Raw genomic sequence first — 20775 nt, 5'->3', positions numbered from 1 at the left:
GAACTGTCAGGTAACATCGAGGTAGATGTCCGTGCTGATGATGTGTATGAGCAAGCCGATGACACCGTCTCTACCACCATCACCGATGTCTCCGCCAACAGCTTCGAAAGCGTCAAAACCACGGGCACTGTCACCAACAAGGTCGTGGATGATAACGACACCACCACCTTCACCTTAAGCTCAACCACCAACGGCGAAGACGTTGTGGAAGGTGGCAAGATCACTTACACCGTGACCTTAGATGCCGCGGCTAAGGAAGACATCACGGTCACCTTGAGCAACGGGAAAACCGTTACCATTTTGGAAGGTGAACTGTCAGGCAACGTCGAGGTGGATGTCCGTGCCGATGACGTGTATGAGCAAACTGATGACACTGTCTCTACCACCATCACCGATGTCTCCGCCAACAGCTTCGAAAGTGTCAAAACCACGGGCACTGTCACCAACAAAGTCGTGGATGATAATGACACCACCACCTTCACCCTAAGCTCAACCACTAACGGTGAAGACGTTGTGGAAGGTGGCAAGATCACTTACACCGTGACTTTAGATGCAGCAGCCAAAGAAGACATTACAGTCACCTTGAGCAACGAGCAGACCATCACCATCAAAGCCGGTGATACCTCAGGCTCGGTCACTGTCGATGTTCGTGCTGATGACGTCTATGAGCAAGCCGATGACACTGTTTCTGCCACCATCACCGATGTCTCCGCCAACAGCTTCGAAAGCATCAAGACCACAGGGACGGTTACCAACAAGGTCGTGGATGATAAAGACACCACCACCTTCACCTTAAGCTCGACCACCAACGGCGAAGACGTCGTGGAAGGCGGTTCGATCACCTACACCGTGACCTTAGACTCAGCGGCTAAGGAAGACATCACAGTCACCTTGAGCAACGAGCAGACCATCACTATCAAAGCCGGTGACACCTCGGGCTCAGTCACTGTCGATGTTCGTGCTGATGATGAGTATGAGCAAGCCGACGACACCGTCTCTGCCACCATCACCGATGTCTCCGCCAACAGCTTCGAAAGCATCAAAACCACGGGCACTGTCACTAACAAGGTCGTGGATGATAACGACACCGTCACCGTCAAACTCTCTGCCTCTGACAGTGTTAATGAAGGTGGCAAGATCACTTATACCGCTACCTTGGAAGGCGGCACCGCGAACAACGACATCACGGTCACGTTGGCTAACGGCGAGACCATCACCATTAAGGCGAATGAAACCTCTGGTGAGGTGGAATCCACGGTGGCCGATGACATCTATGTCTCCAGTGATATCACCAACAGCATCACCAGCTTCTCCGAGACGGGCGACAACGCCAAGCTGGAAGACCTGCAAGTGGCTGGCGACACCTCGGTCACCACTGACGTGGTCGACAATGGCGACACAGTCACCGCAACGCTTTCCGCTTCCAAAAAAGTCTCCGAGGATGGCGGTGAGATCACCTACACCGTCAAACTGCTCAATGCCAACGGAAAAGAAACGGCAGTTAAAGGCGAAGCGTCACTGTTAGCGTGGAACTGCCGGATGGTTCAACGAAAGATGTCATCTTTAACGAGGGTGAGAGTGCTAAGGAGTTCAACTTCACGGTCAATCGCGACGATGTCTACAAAGAATCTGACACCGCAGAGGCTGCAATAACTGGCGTTTCTGGTGGTGGCCAGTTCGAAGACTTAGATTCAGATAACGCAACAGTTACCACTGATGTCAAAGACGATGTCGATACTGTTTTTGCGGTTATCGAAATAGACGGTGACAAGAAGATTGAAGAAGCGGATGGTGCTGTCATCACCTTTACCGTCAAACTCGTCGACAAAAATGGCGTTGAAGTAAAAGTCCTGATAACGATTCCGTTACCGTAAACCTTAAATGGAAAGGTTCCACAGAATCAGAAGACTTTACTGCCGACTCAGAGTTCCCAAGTTCGGTTACCATCGAAGGTGGAGAATATGGCAAGTCATTCAGTGTTGTGGTCCAAGATGACAACCTGAACGAAGGAACAGAAAAGCTCGTCGCACATATCAAAAACATCAAGCAAGACTCCTTTGAAAAAGTGGTCGAAGGCAAACTTGATAGCGACGGCATCCCTTCTAAAGGCAAAGCAAAAGCCGTCGCAAAAATTGAAGATGAGTCAGCTCCAGACAGCGATGACACGGTTGTCATCAAGCTTTTCCAAGCCAAAGACGGCAAATTGGTTCTGGGCGCAAATGGTTTGCCACAATTAGCTGAAGATAGCCAATTGACTGAGGGCGATAGCGACAGTGACACCGTTCAATATATAGCTCTGCCTGTAACGTCCAACGGAGACATCCTTGCAACAGTAGCTAATGATGGTTCAGTCACCATTGATAAGGCAGCTAGAGGTAAAGTCGACGTTGCGATTACTGAAAGTGATGATACTGCCACCAGCAATAACGTCGATACCTCAACGCAAGGCGTGAAGAAACAAACCGTCAAGCTTGGCGAAGCCTTCGAAGTTAAAGCAACTGACGATCACTTCGCTGAGTCTGGTGAATCCGTTACTGTCTCCATCGATTCAGGCTCGGTGACTGGCAAAATCACGAAGACATACGAAAACGTTGAAGCAAGCAGCTCTGTTGAAAATGCCATCGTTGACGAATCAATACCCGGAGCAGAAGACACTGTTTCCGTCAAAATCTTTGCCGTTGTGAATGGGAAGCTCGTCAGCAAAAACAGCATCAATGAGGATGTTGAGAACGGCACCAATGAGGCTGTTTATAAAGCAGTGCTAGTCGATAGCAATGGAAAAGTCATTGATGAAGATAACCATTCAGATGTTGACATCACTTTCTCTGATTTGGGTAGCAACCAAGATGGGTCTGTCGATTTTGATTTAAACGGTCAAACCATCACAGTGAAACTCAATGAGGAGTTTTCAGCTAAAGCACTAGATGATCTTTATCGAGAGGTAAAAGAAGAATTCACCGTTCAGGTTGATTTGACAAGTGATCAAATCGCTTCCCTTGAACAAACCTACGAGAACGTTGAGGGCAGCACAGACACAGTTACCACCATTATTCGTGATGAACATTATACCGAGCGTGATACCGACGATACTGTCTTCGTCGTTATCGAAAGTTCTGGCGATGTTACGGAAGAGGATGGTGCAACTATCACCTACACGGTCAAACTCGTTGATGCAAATGGTGATCCAGTCGAAGTGCCTAACGGGGAGTCAGTAGACGTTCGCCTAAGCTGGAATGGCACAAGCAATGCTGCCGATTTTTCTGACTATGATGACCTGCCTACCCACGTCACCATCAAAGGTGGTGAAAGCAGCACATCAGAAGGCTTAACCGTTACCATCAAAGACGATTACCTCAAAGAAGGTTCAGAAAACCTCAAAGCCCATGTCACTCAAATCACTCAGTCGAGCTTTGAAATCGTCCGCGAAGGCGAACTGGGTAACGATGGCAAGCCACAAGAAGCACAAGCCATTGCAGAGGCAACCATATCTGATGAAAGCGGTGCAGATACTGATTCAGTGACCGTCAAATTGTTCGCTGCCGACGCACAAGGAAACATCATCTACAAGGATGACATTCCGCAAGAAGCCAATAGCGTAGAAGAAGGTGGCCAAGCGTTCTATGTCGCTCAACTTGTTGACGGCAACGGTGACATCATTGCCGGTGCCTCTGGTCGAGTGACGATCAACTTCGGTGAACTCTCCAACGCTGATGGAACTAATGATTACGCGCAAAGCGGGACCTCAACCACGGTAAGTCTTGGCGAAACAATCACTGTCGATAGCCTTGATGACTACATCAAAGAAGGCAGCGAGTCTTTTAATGTCTCCGTCTCCCTAACCGACGGGCAGCAAGCTGCTTTCGAGCGCAAATACGAAAGCGTAGAAGTCGACGGTTCGGTCACCACCACTATCTCTGATGAAGGTGACGACAACTACGGCGATGAGGACACAGTCTTTGTTATCGTAGAGGCATCTGACGATGTAACAGAATCTGACAATGCAGAAATCCACTTCACCATCAAGCTTGTCGACATAAACGGAAAGCCTGTAGAAGTACCTCAAGATAAAAGCGTGACCGTCAACCTAAAATGGCTAGGACATGCTACTGCTGACGACTTTGATGATAACTTTACGTTTCCTCCGTCAGTCACTATCGACGCAGGACAAAGCGAGTCTGACGTTATCATTGTGCCGATAAAAGATGATGATCTCAGCGAGCGCTACGAAAGCGTTGTCGCGGGTGTTAATAGCATTGACCAAGACAGCTTTGAAAAAGTGGCTGAAGCTCAACTGGTAGATGGCAAACCACAGGCTGGTTACGCCGCTGATCACGCCCTTATCATCGACAACGACAATCCACCCGTCGCCATTAATGACTTCAAAGACACAGGTTCAATATTCAAAGAGTCGTTCGAAAGTGCGCCTGATGCTGACCAAATCATCTTGGACAAAGGAAAATGGAAAGTCATTGAGCAGTACAATGGCTGGGATGTTGAGAACGGCCTTGAGATCCAAACGGGCAACGTTGGCGGAAGCAAAGCGTCTGATGGAGATAGCCACGCCGAATTAGATAGCCATGGCAAAGGCGATACATCTGTCTCTATCAGCCGCACGTTGGATGCGGGTGATGGCGTTATTGAGGGACAAGAATATACGCTCAAATTCGACTATCGCCCTCGCCCAAGTGGTAAGAAAGATCCAGAAAACCACAGAGAAGATGACAGCGATATCAGCTTCACGTTCGGAGACAAGGCCTACTTCATCAATGTCGAAGATGGCGTGCTAAGCCCCATCCCCGACGACGGTTCTGTTTCAATCAAGCTAAAAACTGGCAATAACGATGATTGGTATGAAATTTCTGTCACCCACACACCTGACAGTAGCCAAGAAATTGCGTTGTCATTCAGTAACACGGGTGTATCGAACAGCTATGGTGGCTATATCGACAATATCGATGTGAATGGCCCTCAACCATACTGGGTAAACAACAGCGATTCAGACGGTATCCAAATCACCTTTGCCGATATTGTGAAAAACGATACGGATCCTGATGGAAACGAGACAGTTTCCGTCTGGGGTACAGGAAGTTTGGACAGCTTCACGCTCGTGCCGAGCGACGCTGGCACCATTACATTCAACGATGATGGCACTGGCTTGGTGTTTACGCCAAATGAAGACTTCAACGGACCAGTACAAATCCAATACTTCGCGACGGATGGGACCAACAAGTCACTTGAAAGTGCCGACATCCATATCTACGTCAACGAAGTCAATGCCACTGATGATGGTTCTGAGCTTCTGTTCACCACATCTAGCGAGGACGGCTGGCAGAACCTCGATGGTAACGGCGTACTGACCATCAAAGCGTTAAAAATTGGTGATGATGGTAAACGAGTGACCGACGGTGAGTTGGTTACTGAAGATTCCAAGCACATCAACGAAAACCATGGCATTGGTGTGGCTGATGAGGCACGAGAAAACAATGCTGGCGGCGTGGGTTACCAGGTTGAATATGACCATGGCACCAATACATCTGAAGCCATTCAGGTTGATCTTGTTGATGTTGCTGACAAGGTTGAAATTGGCGTTGCTCGCCTGTTCGATAACGAACATGGTGATGGCAACCATGAAGTAGCCAAATGGACAGCCTATAACGACAAAGGGGAAGAGATTACGTCTGGTACCTTCCACTTTGGCGACCGCAGCAGTGGTAAGGGACTGATCACCATCGAAGCGATAGGTATCGCAAGCGTTGTGGTTGAAGCCCTACCGCGTGTAAATGAAGTCGACAGCGGAAAAACAAGTGGTGACGCGTCTGATTTCACCATCACTTCCGTCTCCGTTTATACCGAACCTTACAAGGTAACAGAAACCAATACCTTGGACTCAAACGCTACAACTCATGGTTCACTGCTTGATAATGATGGGGATCCCGAAGGCCACAGCTTTGCAGTTACAAAAATCAACAATACCGTTCTCACCTTTAGCGACAACGGCTTTGCCTCCGTCGAATTTGCAGAAGGTACACTTCGTATCAAAGCAGACGGCACGTTTGAATTTGACGCCAAGAACCAAGCTTCACTGAGCAAGGGAGAAGCTCAGTCCTTTGAGTTTGAGTACACAGTGAAAGATTCTGCAGGTGACACTGACACCGCTAATGTCAAAATCACCATTGTCGGTGTTAACGAAGCCCCAATTGTTGAAGATGTAACGGCACAAGCCAATGAAGATGACCAATCGTTTGTTGTCGATCCTCTAGCAAACAGCAGTGACAGCGATTCCAGTGACGAGTTGAAAGCCGAGAATATCCAGTTCTCTAGCGGTAAGGCTGATGGTATTCAAATTGTTGACGGCAAACTTGAGGTTGACCCAAGTGCTTATCAGTACCTAAGTGAAGGTGAGAAAGAAGTTATCACCTACACCTACGATGTCGTTGAATATGACGGTGATACTGAAATTTCTCGCACGCCAACGAAAGCGACGATCACGATAGATGGCAAAAATGATGCCCCTCAAGCTGGCGATGATACCGACCACCAAAACGTTGGTAACGCTTACTGGACCAACAATGACGAAGGCGAATCGGTCACCATCCCGGTAACTCATATTCTTACCAATGACACTGATGCTGAAAATGATTCGCTTAGCATCGTGATTGGAAGCCTTAAACTTGATGACCCAGATGCTGGTGATTTTGAGTTGGTTGTTAAAGCTGCAAATGGGGCCGAGTCGATCGTATCCAAAGACTACCAACTGCAAGATGGTGAGTCGCTAGAGAGCATTATCTTTACGCCAACCCCTGACTATCACGGTCAAGTAAACTTGAGCTACCAAGTGACCGATGGCACGAGCAACTCAAACGTTGCCAATATCCCAATTGTCGTTAACGCTGTGGATGCTAACGACGACGCCTTTCGGCGATGTTCACCACTGGCAGTGCGGATGGATGGCAAAACTTGGATGACAATGGCTATTTCACCATCAAGGCATTCAAGCTCGAAAACGGCGCGAGAGTCACCGAAGGCGAACTGGTTACAGAGGATTCAGTCCACATCCACAGCCAAGGTATTGGCGTTGCTGATTCGGCGCGCGCTGACGATAAAGGCGCGCCTCAGCAAATTGAGCACAACCATGAGTTTGATGTCTCAGAAGCTCTGGAGATCGACCTTGTTAGTCCGACCTTTAGGATGGATGTCGGCATTTCACGTCTGTTCGCGTCAGAGAACGGCGGTGAAGTTGGCAAGTACCTGATTTATGACGGTGATGTCCTGATTGATGAAGTCACCTTCTCATTTGAAACAGGCCATTCTGGCATTATTAACATCAGTTCAGATCAAGCCTTTGACCGTGTTGTCCTTGAGTCGACAGAACGACGAGATGATGGAGACCGAAACAGCGGTGACTCTTCTGATTTTGTCATTACCGAGATTACCGTTCATGGGTCGGGCGCTTATCAAGTCGTGGAAGGCAATACGCTTGATTCAACGACAACCATCCAAGGGTCGCTACTGAGCAATGATGTTGACCCAGAGGGTGATACTTTCTCCATCACGAAAGTTAATGGCAACACACTAACTTATGTAAACAACGAAGCAACTGTTGTCTTTGATGAAGGAACGCTCACCATCAACGGCGTTACTGGTGAGTTCAGTTTCACTGCCACAGATCGTGATGAATTGGCAGAAAGTGATATCGACAACTTTACCTTTGAGTACACCGTTGAAGATGCACACGGCGATACCGACACGGCGAAAGTGCATATCGATATTGTTGGTAAGGAGAGTACGCCTGTTGAACCAGAACCTACGCTGCCAGATAGCTACGACTATGAAGGTACGCCAGGTGTTGATACCTATACTCTCAGCAAGGTACAGACAGATCAGCTATCTGAAGATCGTTTAAGTTGGGTTGAGGAAAACTCGCTAACAGCAGCGCATTCAGGGTATCAAGATGAAAATCTCGGTCCTGTCGGTTCGTCAACTACACCCGCTCATTTTGTCTATGATGACGATCTTTCCATTCACTCTGGTGACAGTAACGATCGCATAGATTTGGGTATTGGCTCTGGTAATTACACCGTAAATGCAGGGACATCCACTACCTGGCACGATACCAATATTGTTGGTCGAGATTTCTTTGAGGGTTCTGATTTCATAGAGTCTGACAAAGGCGACGCAAACTATATTCTCGATGCTGACGGTAAACTTACCACTCAAGCGAATCAAGAGATGCAACCAGAACCCGATCTTGTCTCTACAGGGTCTGGCGATGATTTCATTATCAGTGAAGGTGGTAACCTGGCCGCATTTGGTGGTGCTGGTGATGATGAAATCTGGGGGCGAACAACGGCTCTGATGCGCTTCGTGGCGGAGAAGGTGACGACAAAATATTTGGTCGCGGAGGTGATGACATCCTTCGAGGAGGCTCAGGCGACGATGAATTATATGGTGGCGAAGGCTCAGATATATTCCTTTGGAATAAAGCAGATATTGGGCAAAACCAAGACAATTCTATTAATTATGACAACATCATAACCGACACTGTTTGGGATCTTTCGAGTGAAGACACACTCGATTTATCAGATCTCTTAGTCGGTATTTCCCCAGACAACCTGGGTACTGTTCTTGATATCTTCGTCGATGATCAGAATAGTGATGTAACACTCAAACTTAACTTAGACAACGACTCCGACATAGAGCAATCTATTGTTCTAAAAGGAGCTATGACTGATTCAGGCATAGAGATAAACACATTACTTGATGGTAACGAAGTGAAGCTCGCTGTTAGCAGCGATGGCTCTACATCGATCAAACAGGATGGACAAAATGACATCCTGTTGGAAATTCACCAAGACTAATGTGAGTTTTAGTGCGGCACGGTTGCCGCACTCTTTTGGGAATGCTTTTAGAGGGAACTAGGTGACTGAAGTAGCACTTGCCGAGCGCAAGCCGCAGCAGTGGCGCATTTCTGCGTCTACGCAAGCGGTAGAAGACCCGTTGTTGGATTGTTTGGTGCTGTTAACCGAGCATTATGGCTCACCATGCTCTGGCGATGCGCTAACGGCTGGCCTTCCCATGACAGAAGCCCTGCTCACGCCTGATCTTTTCCCTCAAGCTGCCTCACGTGCTGGGCTGACAGCGAAAATTTCCCGCCGCCAGCTCAAGCTCTGCCGAAATTACTACTCCCCTGTATTCTGCTGCTCAAAGACAAACAGGCGTGTATTTTACGCGAGCTGAATGTTCAAGAAGGTTCTGCACTCATTCAAACCCCAGAAAGCGGCGGAGAGCAGGAGATTTCGCTCGCTGAACTAGAAGCCATGTACGTTGGCTACGCTTTTTTAGTGAAACGCCAATACCGCGGCGATAACAGTGTTGACCTGCACCTTCACGACAACAAAATTCATTGGTTCTGGCAGACGGTAAAAGATGCCTCCCCTATCTATCGCGATGCATTAATCGCTTCCATTCTGATTAACATGTTTGCCATTGTCTCGCCACTGTTCGTTATGAACGTGTACGACAAAGTTGTCCCCAATCTGGCATTCGAGTCTTTATGGGTACTGGCTTCCGGTGCGGTGATCGCATTCTGCTTTGATTTTTTGATGAAGAAGATGCGCTCCTACCTTATTGATGTGGCAGGGAAAAAAGTCGACATCATCGTCTCATCTCGCTTGTTCGCAAGGTTGATGGGTATCCCGCTTGAGAAACGAGCAAAAAGTGTTGGCGGCATGGCCAAACAGCTTGGAGAGTTTGATGGAATTCGCGACATGTTAACGTCAGCGACCATCACCACCTTGGTTGACCTGCCTTTTGCCGCCCTCTTTGTTTTCGTCATTTACATCGTGGCAGGCGATCTGGCTGTGGTGCCAGTTGTCGCGAGCATATTGATATTGGGATATGCCTTGTTCGTGCAACCGAAACTCAAAGCGGCCATCGAAGAGTCGAATAAGTTTGCCAGTGAGAAGCATGGACACTTGATTGAGAGCCTCTCAGCATTGGAAGGCATCAAAGCCAATGTTGCTGAAGGCATAGTGCAAAAAAGCTGGCAGCAGATGACGGCGCATACCGCGAACTGGAACCTCAAGGTTAAACAAATCACCAACAGCGTGTCTTACTTCGCTGCATTTATCGTGCAAATAACCGCTGTTGCCGTTGTCGTGTTGGGTGTTTACCGCGTCTCAGAAGCTGCGATTTCCATGGGCGGTATTATCGCTGCGGTCATGCTTTCAAGCCGAGCAGTTTCCCCTATGGCGCAACTTGCCGGTCTGATGAGCCGCTGGAACCAAACACAATCTGGCATGCGACAGCTCAACGCCATGATGGAGCAAGAAGATGAGTTTGCAGACAAAGGTCACCTCATCAGCCGTAAACGACTCAAAGGCGATATCTTTGCAGACAACGTCGGTTTTACCTACCCAGAGACGGAGAAGCCTACCCTTCACCCCACCAGCTTCACCATCAAAACGGGCGAGAAAATTGCGATTCTTGGCAAGAACGGAACTGGTAAAAGTACGCTTCTTAAAATGCTAGCTGGGCTTTATCAACCCACCGCTGGCAGCCTTCGCTTTGATGGCGTAGACGCCAAACAAATTCACCCCGCGGACCTTCGACGTAACGTGGGATATCTAGCGCAAGATGTCACCCTCTTTCATGGCACCATTCGCGAGAACATCATGTTCGGGACCCGACAAGTGACCGAGCACCAGCTCATCCGAGCAACACAATTGTCCGGCGTGGGCATTTTCACCTCTCACGATAGCGAAGGGCTGGATAAACAAGTGGGTGAGCGTGGTGAGGCACTTTCTCGCGGACAGCGACAATCGGTCGCCCTTGCTCGCGCGCTACTTAACGACCCGCCGCTTCTAATTATGGATGAGCCGTCAGCAAGCCTCGATGCGCATGCCGAGAATCAATTCATCCATGCCATGAAGTTTGCAGCTAAAGACCGGACCTTGGTGATGATCACCCACAAAATGGCTCTGCTACAACTTGTCGATCGCATCATAGTGATGGACAAGGGCCGAATTGTCATGGACGGTCCGAAAGACTCCGTATTAGAGCGCCTCAACGGCAGCAATGCAGGTGCCCCAAATGACTAATTCATTCAAACTCAAAGACATCGAAATGACCGACGATGTCTACGGCGCCATGCTCACGGATGCCCCGGTTAAATACCGCATCGTCATTTGGGGTGTTTTCGCCTTTTTTGCCGCCATGATCGCGTGGTCAAGTGTCGCGTCCCTTGATCGTGTAACGCGCGGTGAAGGCAAGGTTATCCCATCCTCCCAGATCCAGCTTATCCAAAGCCTCGACGGCGGTATTTTGCAGGCCATGTATGTGCAAGAAGGGCAATTGGTTAAACAAGGTGAGCCTCTGGCTCGCATTGATGACACCCGTTTTCGCTCTGAATTTGCCCAACAGGAAGAGGAAGTGTCCAGCCTGACCGCCAACATTATCCGGATGCAAACAGAGCTCGACAGTATCGACCTCGTACCAACCGCTCCTACTTGGCAAGAGCAAATCCAAATCAACGTCAAACCGGTTATCTTCCCAACCACACTGGAAGCGGCTGAGCCTGAGTTAATCTCAAGACAACGCCAAGAGTACGAAGGCCGATTGCTTGATTTAAAAAACAAACTGGAAATCCTTGCACGCCAGATCCAGCAAAAGCAGCAAGAAAGTCAGGAAGTTGAATCTAAAATTCGCACCTTGTCTAACAGCTATGGGCTGATCAAGCGTGAGCTAAAAATCACGGTTCCACTTGCGAAAACAGGCATCGTTTCCCAAGTAGACTTACTCAAACTTGAGCGTCAGGTGAACGACTTAAAAGGCGAATTAAACTCTCTGCGTCTCATGCAACCAAAGATCAAAGCCACGGTTGATGAAACCATTCTCAAACGCAGAGAAGCCGTGCTGGCCTTCAGCAACGAGACGCGTGCAAAGATGAACGAATTGGACACGCGTTTATCACGTCTCACTCAGGCACAGGTTGGCGCGCAGGATAAAGTCGACAAGGCAGTTATCACCGCACCAGTCACAGGCACGATAAAAACCATCCACATCAATACGCTTGGCGGTGTCGTTCAGCCCGGCGTGGATCTTATCGAGATTGTACCTGCAGAAGATCAACTGCTGATTGAAGCCAAAATTGCACCGAAAGACATTGCGTTTTTGTATTCAGGGCTGCCGTCAGTCGTCAAAGTCACTGCCTATGACTTCACGCGCTATGGCGGGTTAGATGGCACCTTGGAACACATCAGTGCTGATACCACGCAAGATGAGGAAGGCAACAGCTTCTACCTTGTTCGCATCCGCACTGACAAGTCGAGCCTCGAAAAGAAAGAGGGCGGCGAACTCCCCATTATTCCGGGCATGTTGACCTCCGTAGACATCATCACGGGTAAACGTACCGTCTTAGAATACCTACTAAACCCCATACTCCGCGCTAGGGAATCCGCGCTTAGAGAGCGTTAAATCAAGGAGATAATAATGAGAAAAGGTGTAGGCCGGATGTTTAAAAAACCGGTCATTGCGCTCGCAATGGCTGGTGTTTTAATGCCTATAACATCTTCAGCACAATCTATTGAACAGGCTGTCGCTCAAGCATTAGATACGCACCCGCAAATCAGACAAGCATTCAACCGATTTAAGGTACGCGAGGAGTTGGTACAACAAGCCTCTTCTGCGTTTTACCCCACTATCGACTTTGATGCGGGTATTGGGCACGAATGGACAGACAGTATTTCAACGAGACGAGACGGACTGATCACGGGAGATAGCGAAGCTGAGCTAACACGTCGCGAGCTTGGCGTCACTTTACAACAAGTCTTGTTCAATGGTTTTCAAACCACCAATGACGTTGAAAGAACACAATTTGAAGCCAGTGCTGAGCAGTGGTTGTTGTTTGCAACCGCAGAAGACATTGCTCTCGAAGTCACCCGCGCTTACTTGGAATACATGCGCGCTGAACAAGTGGTAGAACTGTCGCTCCGTAACTTAGAAAGTCACCAAGAAATCTATGATGCGGTCAAACAAAAAACCGATTCCGGGTTAGGTTCAACCGCCGATCTCTCTCAGGTCACTGGTCGACTGGCTCGCGCAAACTCAAATTTGATCTCTGCGCAAAATAACCTGTCTGACTCAGAGGTCATCTTTAAAAAGTTGGTCAACCACCCGCCTGTTGATGTGCGCCTTCCTGTGCCTGACGCTGAGGCCATCCCAATGTCATTGGATTCAGCGTTGAATATGGCAACCGTTAATCACCCTACTCTTAAGGCCGCGCAAAACGATATTCATGCTGCAGGCGCACAGCGCGATGCATCAAAGGGCAACTACTACCCTCAGGTCACCTTTGATCTGACGGCAAGTTGGGACGACAACCTCGACGGAGCAGACGGCACAAGTCCAACCGCTCAAAGCGTGGGTGGCGAAAACAACGAGCTGCTTGCCATGGTGCGTGTCAGCTACAACATTTTTGCTGGCGGTGCCGACAAAGCCAGAGAACGAGAAGCCGCCTACAGCTTTAGCGAATCGAAAGCGGTGCAGCAAGAAGCTTATCGCGACGTTGTCGAAGGCACCACGCTCGCATGGAACGCGCGAGAGTTCCTAAGCCAACAGCTCATTTATCTTCGACAGCATGTCGAGGCGTCTTTCGAAACACGCAACGCCTACGAAAGCCAGTTCCGTTTAGGGCAAAGAACCTTGTTGGATGTGTTAGATGCCGAAAACGAACTGTTTCAGGCAAGGCGTGAATATTTGACCGCGGAATATGACGACCTTATCGCCCAATACCGCATATTCAACGCGACAGGACAATTACTGGCATCGCTCAGGATAACAACGCCTGACGTGTGGCTTGGAGAAGAGAATTACCAAGGAGGTGTTCAACAATGAAAAGGCTGATCCCATTCGTTGCCGTTGTTGCTTTGGCAGGTTGTGCCAACGAAGAGGTATTCACCATGCAGGATGTTTCACCTCAGAAGTATGACTTACGAGACCTCGATTACGATGGCGTAATTGAGGCGCGAGAGTTGTGTGACGACACCACCTTGGGTGCCAATGTCGATAACGACGGCTGCCCGACAGACAAAACCGTGAAACAAAGCTTTCGCATTGACGTGAAGTTTCCCAATAACTCTTCTGAGCTGCTACCAAGGCATTACACCAGCTTGGAGCAACTGGCGGAGTTCTTAACCGATCAGAAAGGTGCCATTGTCACCATCGAAGGTCACGCCAGTAAAACAGGCAACTCTGCGCACAACCTGACGCTCTCCCAAAGTCGCGCTCAGGCTGTGGCGGATGCACTGGTGAACGACTTCGGCATACCCGCAGCACGTGTTGAAGCCATAGGGTATGGCGATACAGAGCCACTTATCGATGAAGACACTGACGACGCACACGAAGTGAACCGCCGAGTCATGGCAACGCTGTCTGGAAGCTACAACACCACAGACATGCGCTGGACCATCTTTACCTCAGCAGATTAATAAAAACCGAATGCCAGTGGCGACACTGGCTGGATTTATCACGCGACCAAGAGCCCAAATATGACAACGAAACGCTTTTCGCTGCTGTCGGTTTTCCTGATTGCGATCCTCATAATGGCATCGTCATTGACCATGCTGACGTTTTGGAGCATCAGTTTCCAACAAAGCCAACTTGAGCAACGCGCAGAGACTTTACTCTCTCAATTTCAAAAAACCTTACCGAGGTTTATTAGCTATTACGATACAGAGTCGATTGGTGAGATAGTCGATGCCCTTACCTCAGACGAAGTGCAGGAAATCACCCTCACTGACCCAATTACCTCTGAGAAGGTTATTTGGGTAAACACACCCGCAGCCCAGGAGGCGAGCTGGATCACTCAAGTCGCAGCGGTAAACCCGGTTCATCGTGAGCGCAACCTTGTTCGTGATGAATCCACCGTTGGCACCATGACCGTCACGCTGTCTGCAGCGAAAGCAAACAACGTCGCGGGTCGATTTGTCGCAATTTGCTTTAGCTTGATTGGCGCAACCACCTTTGGCTTCTTATTACTGTTTGCATTTGCTATCGAAAACCACCGCCGCGCGATTCGCAAAGCAAGAGGCGCGATACAAGATCTCTCCCAACAAGATTTCACCTCGCTCAGCACACGCAAAAAGTCTGGCATCAGATCGCTTGACGAAGCCATCTCTGCCCTGGCCAATAACGTTCAGCGGCTAATCCAGTCTCTGAATAAAGAACTGAAAACCCTTCACACCAGCATGATGTATGACTCAGTGTCTGGACTGCCAAATCGACAGTATTTCAACCACCAGCTCAATAGCTGGATGACGGAAGAAACGGACGCGCCAGGCGCAGTATTTTTGGTTGGCCTACCTTGGCTAGACAGCACCTACCGACGCTATGGGTATGTCGCAAGGGATGAAACCTGGCGACTGCTGTCCACGTCGTTGCTGGCCGCATTCGACACCACGCCAAACTGCAGCATTGCCAGAATCAATGATAATGAAGTGGCGATTTTGCTTCCTGAAGTGAGCGAAGAACAATCGCGTCATGCCTTGCACACACTGATCAGCACCTTCAACAACGAAGTCTCCATGGCGGGCTGGGATACCAACACCGGCTTCCACATTGGCGTCGTTCACGCTCACGGTCTACCGGGCTCTCAAATGTTATCTTTGGCAGATAACGCGCTGCAACGTGCCACCGCTCAGAAAGAAGTGTTCGTATTTAACCGTGGCTCGGAAGAGCAAATCATTGACCGCGAAACATGGCGAGAACGACTACAATCCACCATCAAAAAACGCATGCTTCGCCTTCAGTGGCAGCCAGTAAAATTGCTCGATAGGGACGCCGTTTTCCATCAGGAAATCTTTACCCAAGCACTGATTGAAGATCAGTGGCAATCGGCAAGTCGACTGATGCCTTACATCCAATTGTTCCAAAAAGGCGTCGAGTTCGACATGGCGGTCATCGATACGCTGGCCGCGCACCACAAAACCTCCCCTCTGACGTTGCCTGTTGCGCTTAATCTCACCGATGAAAGTCTTGCGACCCCAGGTTTTGTTGTGTGGCTGACCCAGAAGCTAAAATCTCAGGAACTTCCTGCCAATTTGCTGTTTTTTGAGATCAACGAAGTCAGCGCGCGCAACAACCTAAGTGCGTGTATCGCCTTTAGTCAAAAAGTCAGAAAAGCGGGTGCACAAGTGGGAATCGATCACTTTGGCAGACACTTGCAAAGCGTCGAATACATAGCCCAGATTAAGCCGGCTTACGCCAAGCTCGATCAAGCACTCAATCACAGCCAGTCCAGTGAAAACCGCGTGTTCACGGAAACCTTGGTCAATATCATCGAATCGATGAATATCACCATTGTCGCAACAGGTATCAATGATATGGAGGGCAAATCGCTGCTCGATACGCAAATCATCGATGCTTACCAAGGCTTTGTAAATCCACCCGCCCTGCTGGCAGAAACCGAGACTGAGTCCTAACTTCACGTGACTAAAAAGAAAACCCGCCAATCGGCGGGTTTTCTTTTTAAGAGAGAAGGTTGAGTGGGTTATTCAAACCAGTGGCTCATGATGAGCGCATCTTCACGGCCTGATGCTGTCGGGTAGTAGTTCACTCGACGGTCAAACTCGTTAAACTCAAATTTCTCATACAGTTTGATAGCCGCTTGGTTACTCTCTCGCACTTCAAGCCAAGCTTCTTCTGCTCCTGCGTCACGCATACAGGCGAGGAAGTCTTGCAACAACTGTGCACCGACACCTTGGCCTTGAAATTGAGGATCAACAGCGATGTTGAGCAAGGTCGCTTCGCCCGCAACACACTGTGCAAAGAAGTAACCTTTGATCGTGCCCGCTTCAACAAGCACGCGGTGACAATCAAATTTGTTTTCAGGCTTTCTTAACAGGCTTTCCGCCCATGGATGGCTGTGCGCCGCACGCTCGATACGCACCACATCATCCAGCCAGTGCGCATCCATTGGTAACAATTCAAAATTCATAATGTTTTTATCTGATGCCAAAGTGCTTTTTTCGCATTCTGGTCATTTTGTAGTAGCGACAACGACGGTGATGTCAGTTTCTTCACGCCTTGTGGCACTTCGCCATCACAGCCTGCAAACCAGCACCAGGTTAACGCATGCTCAGCAAGCGATGACAATGCTTCAGGGGGTAATCGCAGTGCTTCCTCAGGGGCAAGCTTCATACTGGATAGGATTTTTCCAAACAGCCAGGCATCTTGCTCTTCAGGCTGGCTATCACAAACCAACAGCAACTTGCAGGTCGACGGCAAATCGATAGTCTGCGCCGTTTGCGTTGGAAAAAGATCGGCGCGCCTGACGTCCCATACGGTGATCCCCATTTCTTTGAGACGCTGTAAGTCATTCATGGTGTCGATGCCTGTACTCAATAAAGTTAACGCGTCGATCCTAACAAATCTTTGTCATTTGCAGAAACGAAAGAGAGCAGCCTTGGCTGCTCTCTGTTGCGCATTGCGAGGAAATCTTACAGCGCGTCAAACTCAAAGGAGTATTCCACCAACCCTTCGCAGTCGCTAAATACGCCTTCGTGCAGCTCGATACCCATAAAGGCTTCTGCTGGCACATCCCACTTACAGTGGAGGTTAAACGTTGACGCGGGTTGGAAAGCAAAACGGGAGTAGTAACTTGGATCACCCAACACAACACAGCCTGGGTAACCAAACTCCGCCAAAATCTCGAAGCCTTCACGCACCAGTTGTGCCGCAATGCCTTGCTTGCGGTAATCAGGATGAACAGAAACCGGAGCCAAACCTTGCACGCCAATATCCTGACCACCCACAATCACAGGGCTGAACATCGCATGACCGATCAATTTCCCCTCGTCATTACACGCCACCAGCGACAAGGTATTGTGGCCGTTTTCACGCAAAGACATCACCAGCTTTGCTTCTGCATCGGTCGGGAAAGTCTTTTTCAGTAGTCGGTCAATCGCCAGCAAATCTGCCGGTGCTTCAGATCTTATGAGCATGTTCTACCCCATTTACGTCGAGAGGCATTTGAAGCCCTTTTTGTACAAAATCCGCCAGCGAGAACAGGCCTTGGCGCAACATTGGTGGCAGCGAGTCAAGATCAACGCTGTCCATCAGGTTCTTCACTTCCAAACCCAACTCGGTGTCGCCTTCAATGAGCAAGCGACGTTGGAAGAACAAGGTGTCAGGATCTTCTTTGCGCGCTGCAATCAAAATCAGATCGTTGAGGTTGCCACTGAATCGAACATCCGACTCCGCCACATCACTGCGCACGACCAATTTGTCATCGGCAAAGCTGATGTAGCTTTTGAAATTCACATCACGAACGTGCACTTCCAGCCAACGATCTTCAAGAAACTCAAACTCTCCATCATCTAAAGCTTCACGAAACACGCGTTTCAGGGTTTCTAGCATCAGGGTTTGTTGAATCGATGCTGGCATGAGTTTTACAGGTAAGCGAAATAACGATGGCGCTTGGTGAACAAGCGTTGAATGAATTTTGTTAAGCAAGAGAGCCATCCAAGTTTGATTGATGCAATATTGCGGGACATTGTATGCCAGTGTGTTGCGTTAATATTATGCCTTATGTCAAAAAAACAAAGCTCTTTATCATAAAGGTTTATCCTGCCCCCTCTCCCGTTATATAGTGTTGTATCAAAAACGGAGTAACTATAGGAATGCACTCCGAAAAACAGGATATGTGGTGCCTCAATGCCAATCGAGCAGTTAACGTATTGGTTTTCCCGCCTAACTCTGAACAGCCCCTTTTTATTTGCCGTACTAGATAAGGATCATCGTTATCTCTGGGCAAGCCAACGCTATTGCGAAATCAGCGGGTTAGAGCAAGCAGAGCTTAAGGGAAAACATGACAAGGATATTTTAGGATCCGCTTTCTATGACGCTTTAAAGCCTCACTACGCACGTGCGCAGAACGGCGAAAGCTCGGAAGGCGAAGTCGTGCTCAATGACGGCATTCACGACTCTAGTTTTCACTTCAGCGTGTCTCCTTTTGAAAATAGCCAGCACAGTGAATGGCCATCTGAACTCATCATTTTTCACGCCGCTGATACCTCGGAAAGACAAGTTCTTTCCAGCGCACTAGAGTCTTCTGAAAGTCGCTTCGACAGCCTCTGTAAGCTAGTCGGTGACGGCTGCTGCGTGTTGGACGATGGCATTATCATGTCTGCCAACACACAAGCAGTATCGATGCTGGGGTTTAATGACCCTAATGAAATCCTTGGCGAAGACATCGACAAGCTGCTTTCGTGCTCCAAGACCGACAAGCCTGTGCTTGCCTACCTATCGACGCTAAAAGCAGGTCAACAGCTTCCTTGTCATCCGACGCACGCAGAGAACGCCAACGGCTCTTTGCTTTTGTCGTACAGCTCAGTCAATCTTCTGGGTGGCAAAGGCGGTATGCTCACGATCGCGAAAGCGGGCGCAGCACTTGAGCATAAACAAACCATTGAAAAACTGGCGCAGTTTGATGCCCTAACGGGTCTGTATAACCGTCATGGTTTTTCTCGCCGTCTTGAACAGCTCATTGCAGCGGGCACACCGCTTGTTATGTTCTACCTCGACGTCGATAACTTCAAAAACATCAATGACTCGCTCGGCCATCACATCGGTGACCGTGTGTTGCAAGACATCGCCCAGCGTTTACGTCGCCAATTACCGTCAGAAACCATTCTTGGTCACTTAGGCGGTGACGAATTTGCAGTGCTCTTGCCAGAACAAAGCAGTGATGAAGTCGCCGAAGAGCTGGCGAATCGCATTGTGGATGTGATTAGCCAACCGTTCGATCTGTACCATTTCAGCAAGTTCCTCGCCTGCTCCATCGGCTTGGTGAGATACCCGGGTGATGGCAAAGATGCGCGCAGTCTGCTACAAAACGCCGATACCGCAATGTATGAAGCGAAAGAGCAAGGCCGCAACCGCGTCGTGTCATATGGCCAGCACATGAACAAAGAAGCACGCATGCGCCTTTGGCTGGAAATTGAACTACAAAAAGCGTTGCAAAACAATGGCCTTGAGGTGTGGTATCAACCTAAGGTGAATGCCAAGGACTACACCATCAATGGGGCAGAAGCTCTGGTACGTTGGAAGCATCCAGTAGAAGGTTACATCAGCCCTGCGCGCTTTATTCCTGTGGCTGAACGCTCCGGTATGATTGAGCTATTGGGTCGCAATGTCATGCGCGAAGTGTTCCAAGCGGTTCGCCGCTGGCAGAGCATGAAAATTCTGCCAGGACGCGTCGCAATTAACTTGTCACCGCAGCAGTTTAGAAATCCGAACCTGACGCAGCACATGAAAAAGCTGCAAACCGCGACTCAAACTGATCCATCACTCATCACCTTTGAGCTAACAGAAAGCGCGGTGATGAACGATGGTGAGCACGCCATTCAGATGTTGAACGCCATCAAGGATTTGGGCTTTGCACTCTCCATTGATGACTTTGGTACTGGGTATTCCTCGCTGTCCTATCTGGCTAAATTCCCACTGGATGAACTCAAGATTGACCGAGCCTTTATCATGGACATGGAAGATGTGCCTAAGCAGGTCACCTTGATTGAAAACATCATCAACTTGGGGCGCTCACTCAACATGTCCGTGGTGGCGGAAGGCGTTGAGTCCGGCAAACAGGCCAGCGTGCTCGCAAACCTCAAGTGTGACACGATTCAGGGCTTCCACTTCTACAAACCTATGCCTCGCGGTGAGTTTGAAGCACTGTTAATTAATCATCATAAAGCGCGCAAAGCGGCGTCCTAATCAATT

At 49.0% G+C, this 20775-nt stretch carries 13 protein-coding genes and 2 pseudogenes; 11 read left to right on the top strand and 4 right to left on the bottom strand.

Annotation, left to right across the window (positions count from 1 at the left end; all coding sequences use genetic code 11):
- The 10 genes and pseudogenes from ATN88_RS26285 to ATN88_RS25220 all read left to right on the top strand — a co-directional run.
- The coding region (locus ATN88_RS26285) for an immunoglobulin-like domain-containing protein (protein WP_332308976.1) at positions 1–1653 on the top strand (1653 nt) is incomplete at its 5' end.
- On the top strand, positions 1560–1874 hold the full coding sequence (locus tag ATN88_RS28720; RefSeq protein ID WP_332308978.1) for an immunoglobulin-like domain-containing protein: 315 nt from the start codon (positions 1560–1562) through the stop codon (positions 1872–1874). The genes ATN88_RS26285 and ATN88_RS28720, both read left to right, overlap by 94 nt.
- Before the next feature lie 107 nt (positions 1875–1981).
- The gene (locus tag ATN88_RS25250) at positions 1982–7252 is read left to right on the top strand and encodes a cadherin-like domain-containing protein (RefSeq protein WP_067420186.1); all 5271 of its coding nucleotides are present in this window, start codon (positions 1982–1984) and stop codon (positions 7250–7252) included.
- Positions 7189–7752, top strand: a pseudogene (locus ATN88_RS29055) (Ig-like domain-containing protein); the annotation flags it as partial. The gene ATN88_RS25250 and the pseudogene ATN88_RS29055, both read left to right, overlap by 64 nt.
- Before the next feature lie 581 nt (positions 7753–8333).
- Positions 8334–8858: a type I secretion C-terminal target domain-containing protein gene (locus ATN88_RS28500; RefSeq protein ID WP_157490813.1), complete on the top strand. Its 525-nt coding sequence runs from the start codon at positions 8334–8336 to the stop codon at positions 8856–8858.
- Positions 8859–8919: 61 nt separating this feature from the next.
- A pseudogene (locus ATN88_RS25240) lies at positions 8920–11099 on the top strand (type I secretion system permease/ATPase).
- Positions 11092–12474 carry an HlyD family type I secretion periplasmic adaptor subunit gene (locus ATN88_RS25235; RefSeq protein WP_067420184.1) on the top strand — a complete coding sequence of 461 codons (1383 nt, stop codon included), beginning with the start codon at positions 11092–11094 and terminating at the stop codon, positions 12472–12474. Before ATN88_RS25240 ends, ATN88_RS25235 begins: the two are co-directional and overlap by 8 nt.
- Positions 12475–12489: 15 nt before the next feature.
- Positions 12490–13893, top strand: coding sequence for a TolC family outer membrane protein (locus ATN88_RS25230; RefSeq protein WP_067420183.1), 1404 nt, complete (start codon positions 12490–12492; stop codon positions 13891–13893).
- Positions 13890–14486, top strand: coding sequence for an OmpA family protein (locus tag ATN88_RS25225; protein WP_067420182.1), 597 nt, complete (start codon positions 13890–13892; stop codon positions 14484–14486). The genes ATN88_RS25230 and ATN88_RS25225 overlap by 4 nt, the downstream gene beginning before the upstream one ends.
- 60 nt (positions 14487–14546) lie before the next feature.
- Positions 14547–16478: an EAL domain-containing protein gene (locus ATN88_RS25220; protein WP_067420181.1), complete on the top strand. Its 1932-nt coding sequence runs from the start codon at positions 14547–14549 to the stop codon at positions 16476–16478.
- Between the two features lie 68 nt (positions 16479–16546).
- Here the strand turns inward: ATN88_RS25220 and rimI are convergent, their stop codons facing one another.
- The 4 genes from rimI to ubiT all read right to left on the bottom strand — a co-directional run bounded on the left by rimI (position 16547) and on the right by ubiT (position 18510).
- Entirely contained in the window at positions 16547–16993 is a 447-nt protein-coding gene (gene rimI, locus ATN88_RS25215) for a ribosomal protein S18-alanine N-acetyltransferase (RefSeq protein WP_067420180.1), read from the bottom strand.
- Positions 16990–17379: a DNA polymerase III subunit psi gene (locus ATN88_RS25210; protein ID WP_067420179.1), complete on the bottom strand. Its 390-nt coding sequence runs from the start codon at positions 17377–17379 to the stop codon at positions 16990–16992. Before ATN88_RS25210 ends, rimI begins: the two co-directional genes overlap by 4 nt.
- A gap of 116 nt (positions 17380–17495) precedes the next feature.
- On the bottom strand, positions 17496–17999 hold the full coding sequence (locus ATN88_RS25205; protein ID WP_067420178.1) for a GNAT family N-acetyltransferase: 504 nt from the start codon (positions 17997–17999) through the stop codon (positions 17496–17498).
- Positions 17983–18510, bottom strand: coding sequence for a ubiquinone anaerobic biosynthesis accessory factor UbiT (ubiT, locus tag ATN88_RS25200; protein WP_067420190.1), 528 nt, complete (start codon positions 18508–18510; stop codon positions 17983–17985). The genes ATN88_RS25205 and ubiT overlap by 17 nt, the downstream gene beginning before the upstream one ends.
- 201 nt (positions 18511–18711) lie before the next feature.
- On the opposite strand from ubiT, the gene ATN88_RS25195 reads away from it, so the two are divergent.
- Complete coding sequence (locus tag ATN88_RS25195) at positions 18712–20769, top strand: sensor domain-containing protein (protein ID WP_067420177.1); 2058 nt, start codon at positions 18712–18714, stop codon at positions 20767–20769.
- Positions 20770–20775: the final 6 nt, after the last annotated feature.

Source organism: Enterovibrio coralii, assembly GCF_001559595.1.
In the GTDB taxonomy this organism is placed as follows: domain Bacteria; phylum Pseudomonadota; class Gammaproteobacteria; order Enterobacterales; family Vibrionaceae; genus Enterovibrio; species Enterovibrio coralii.
Note: the sequence above shows the minus strand (reverse complement) of the source record. Positions and strands in the feature narration are given on the sequence as shown.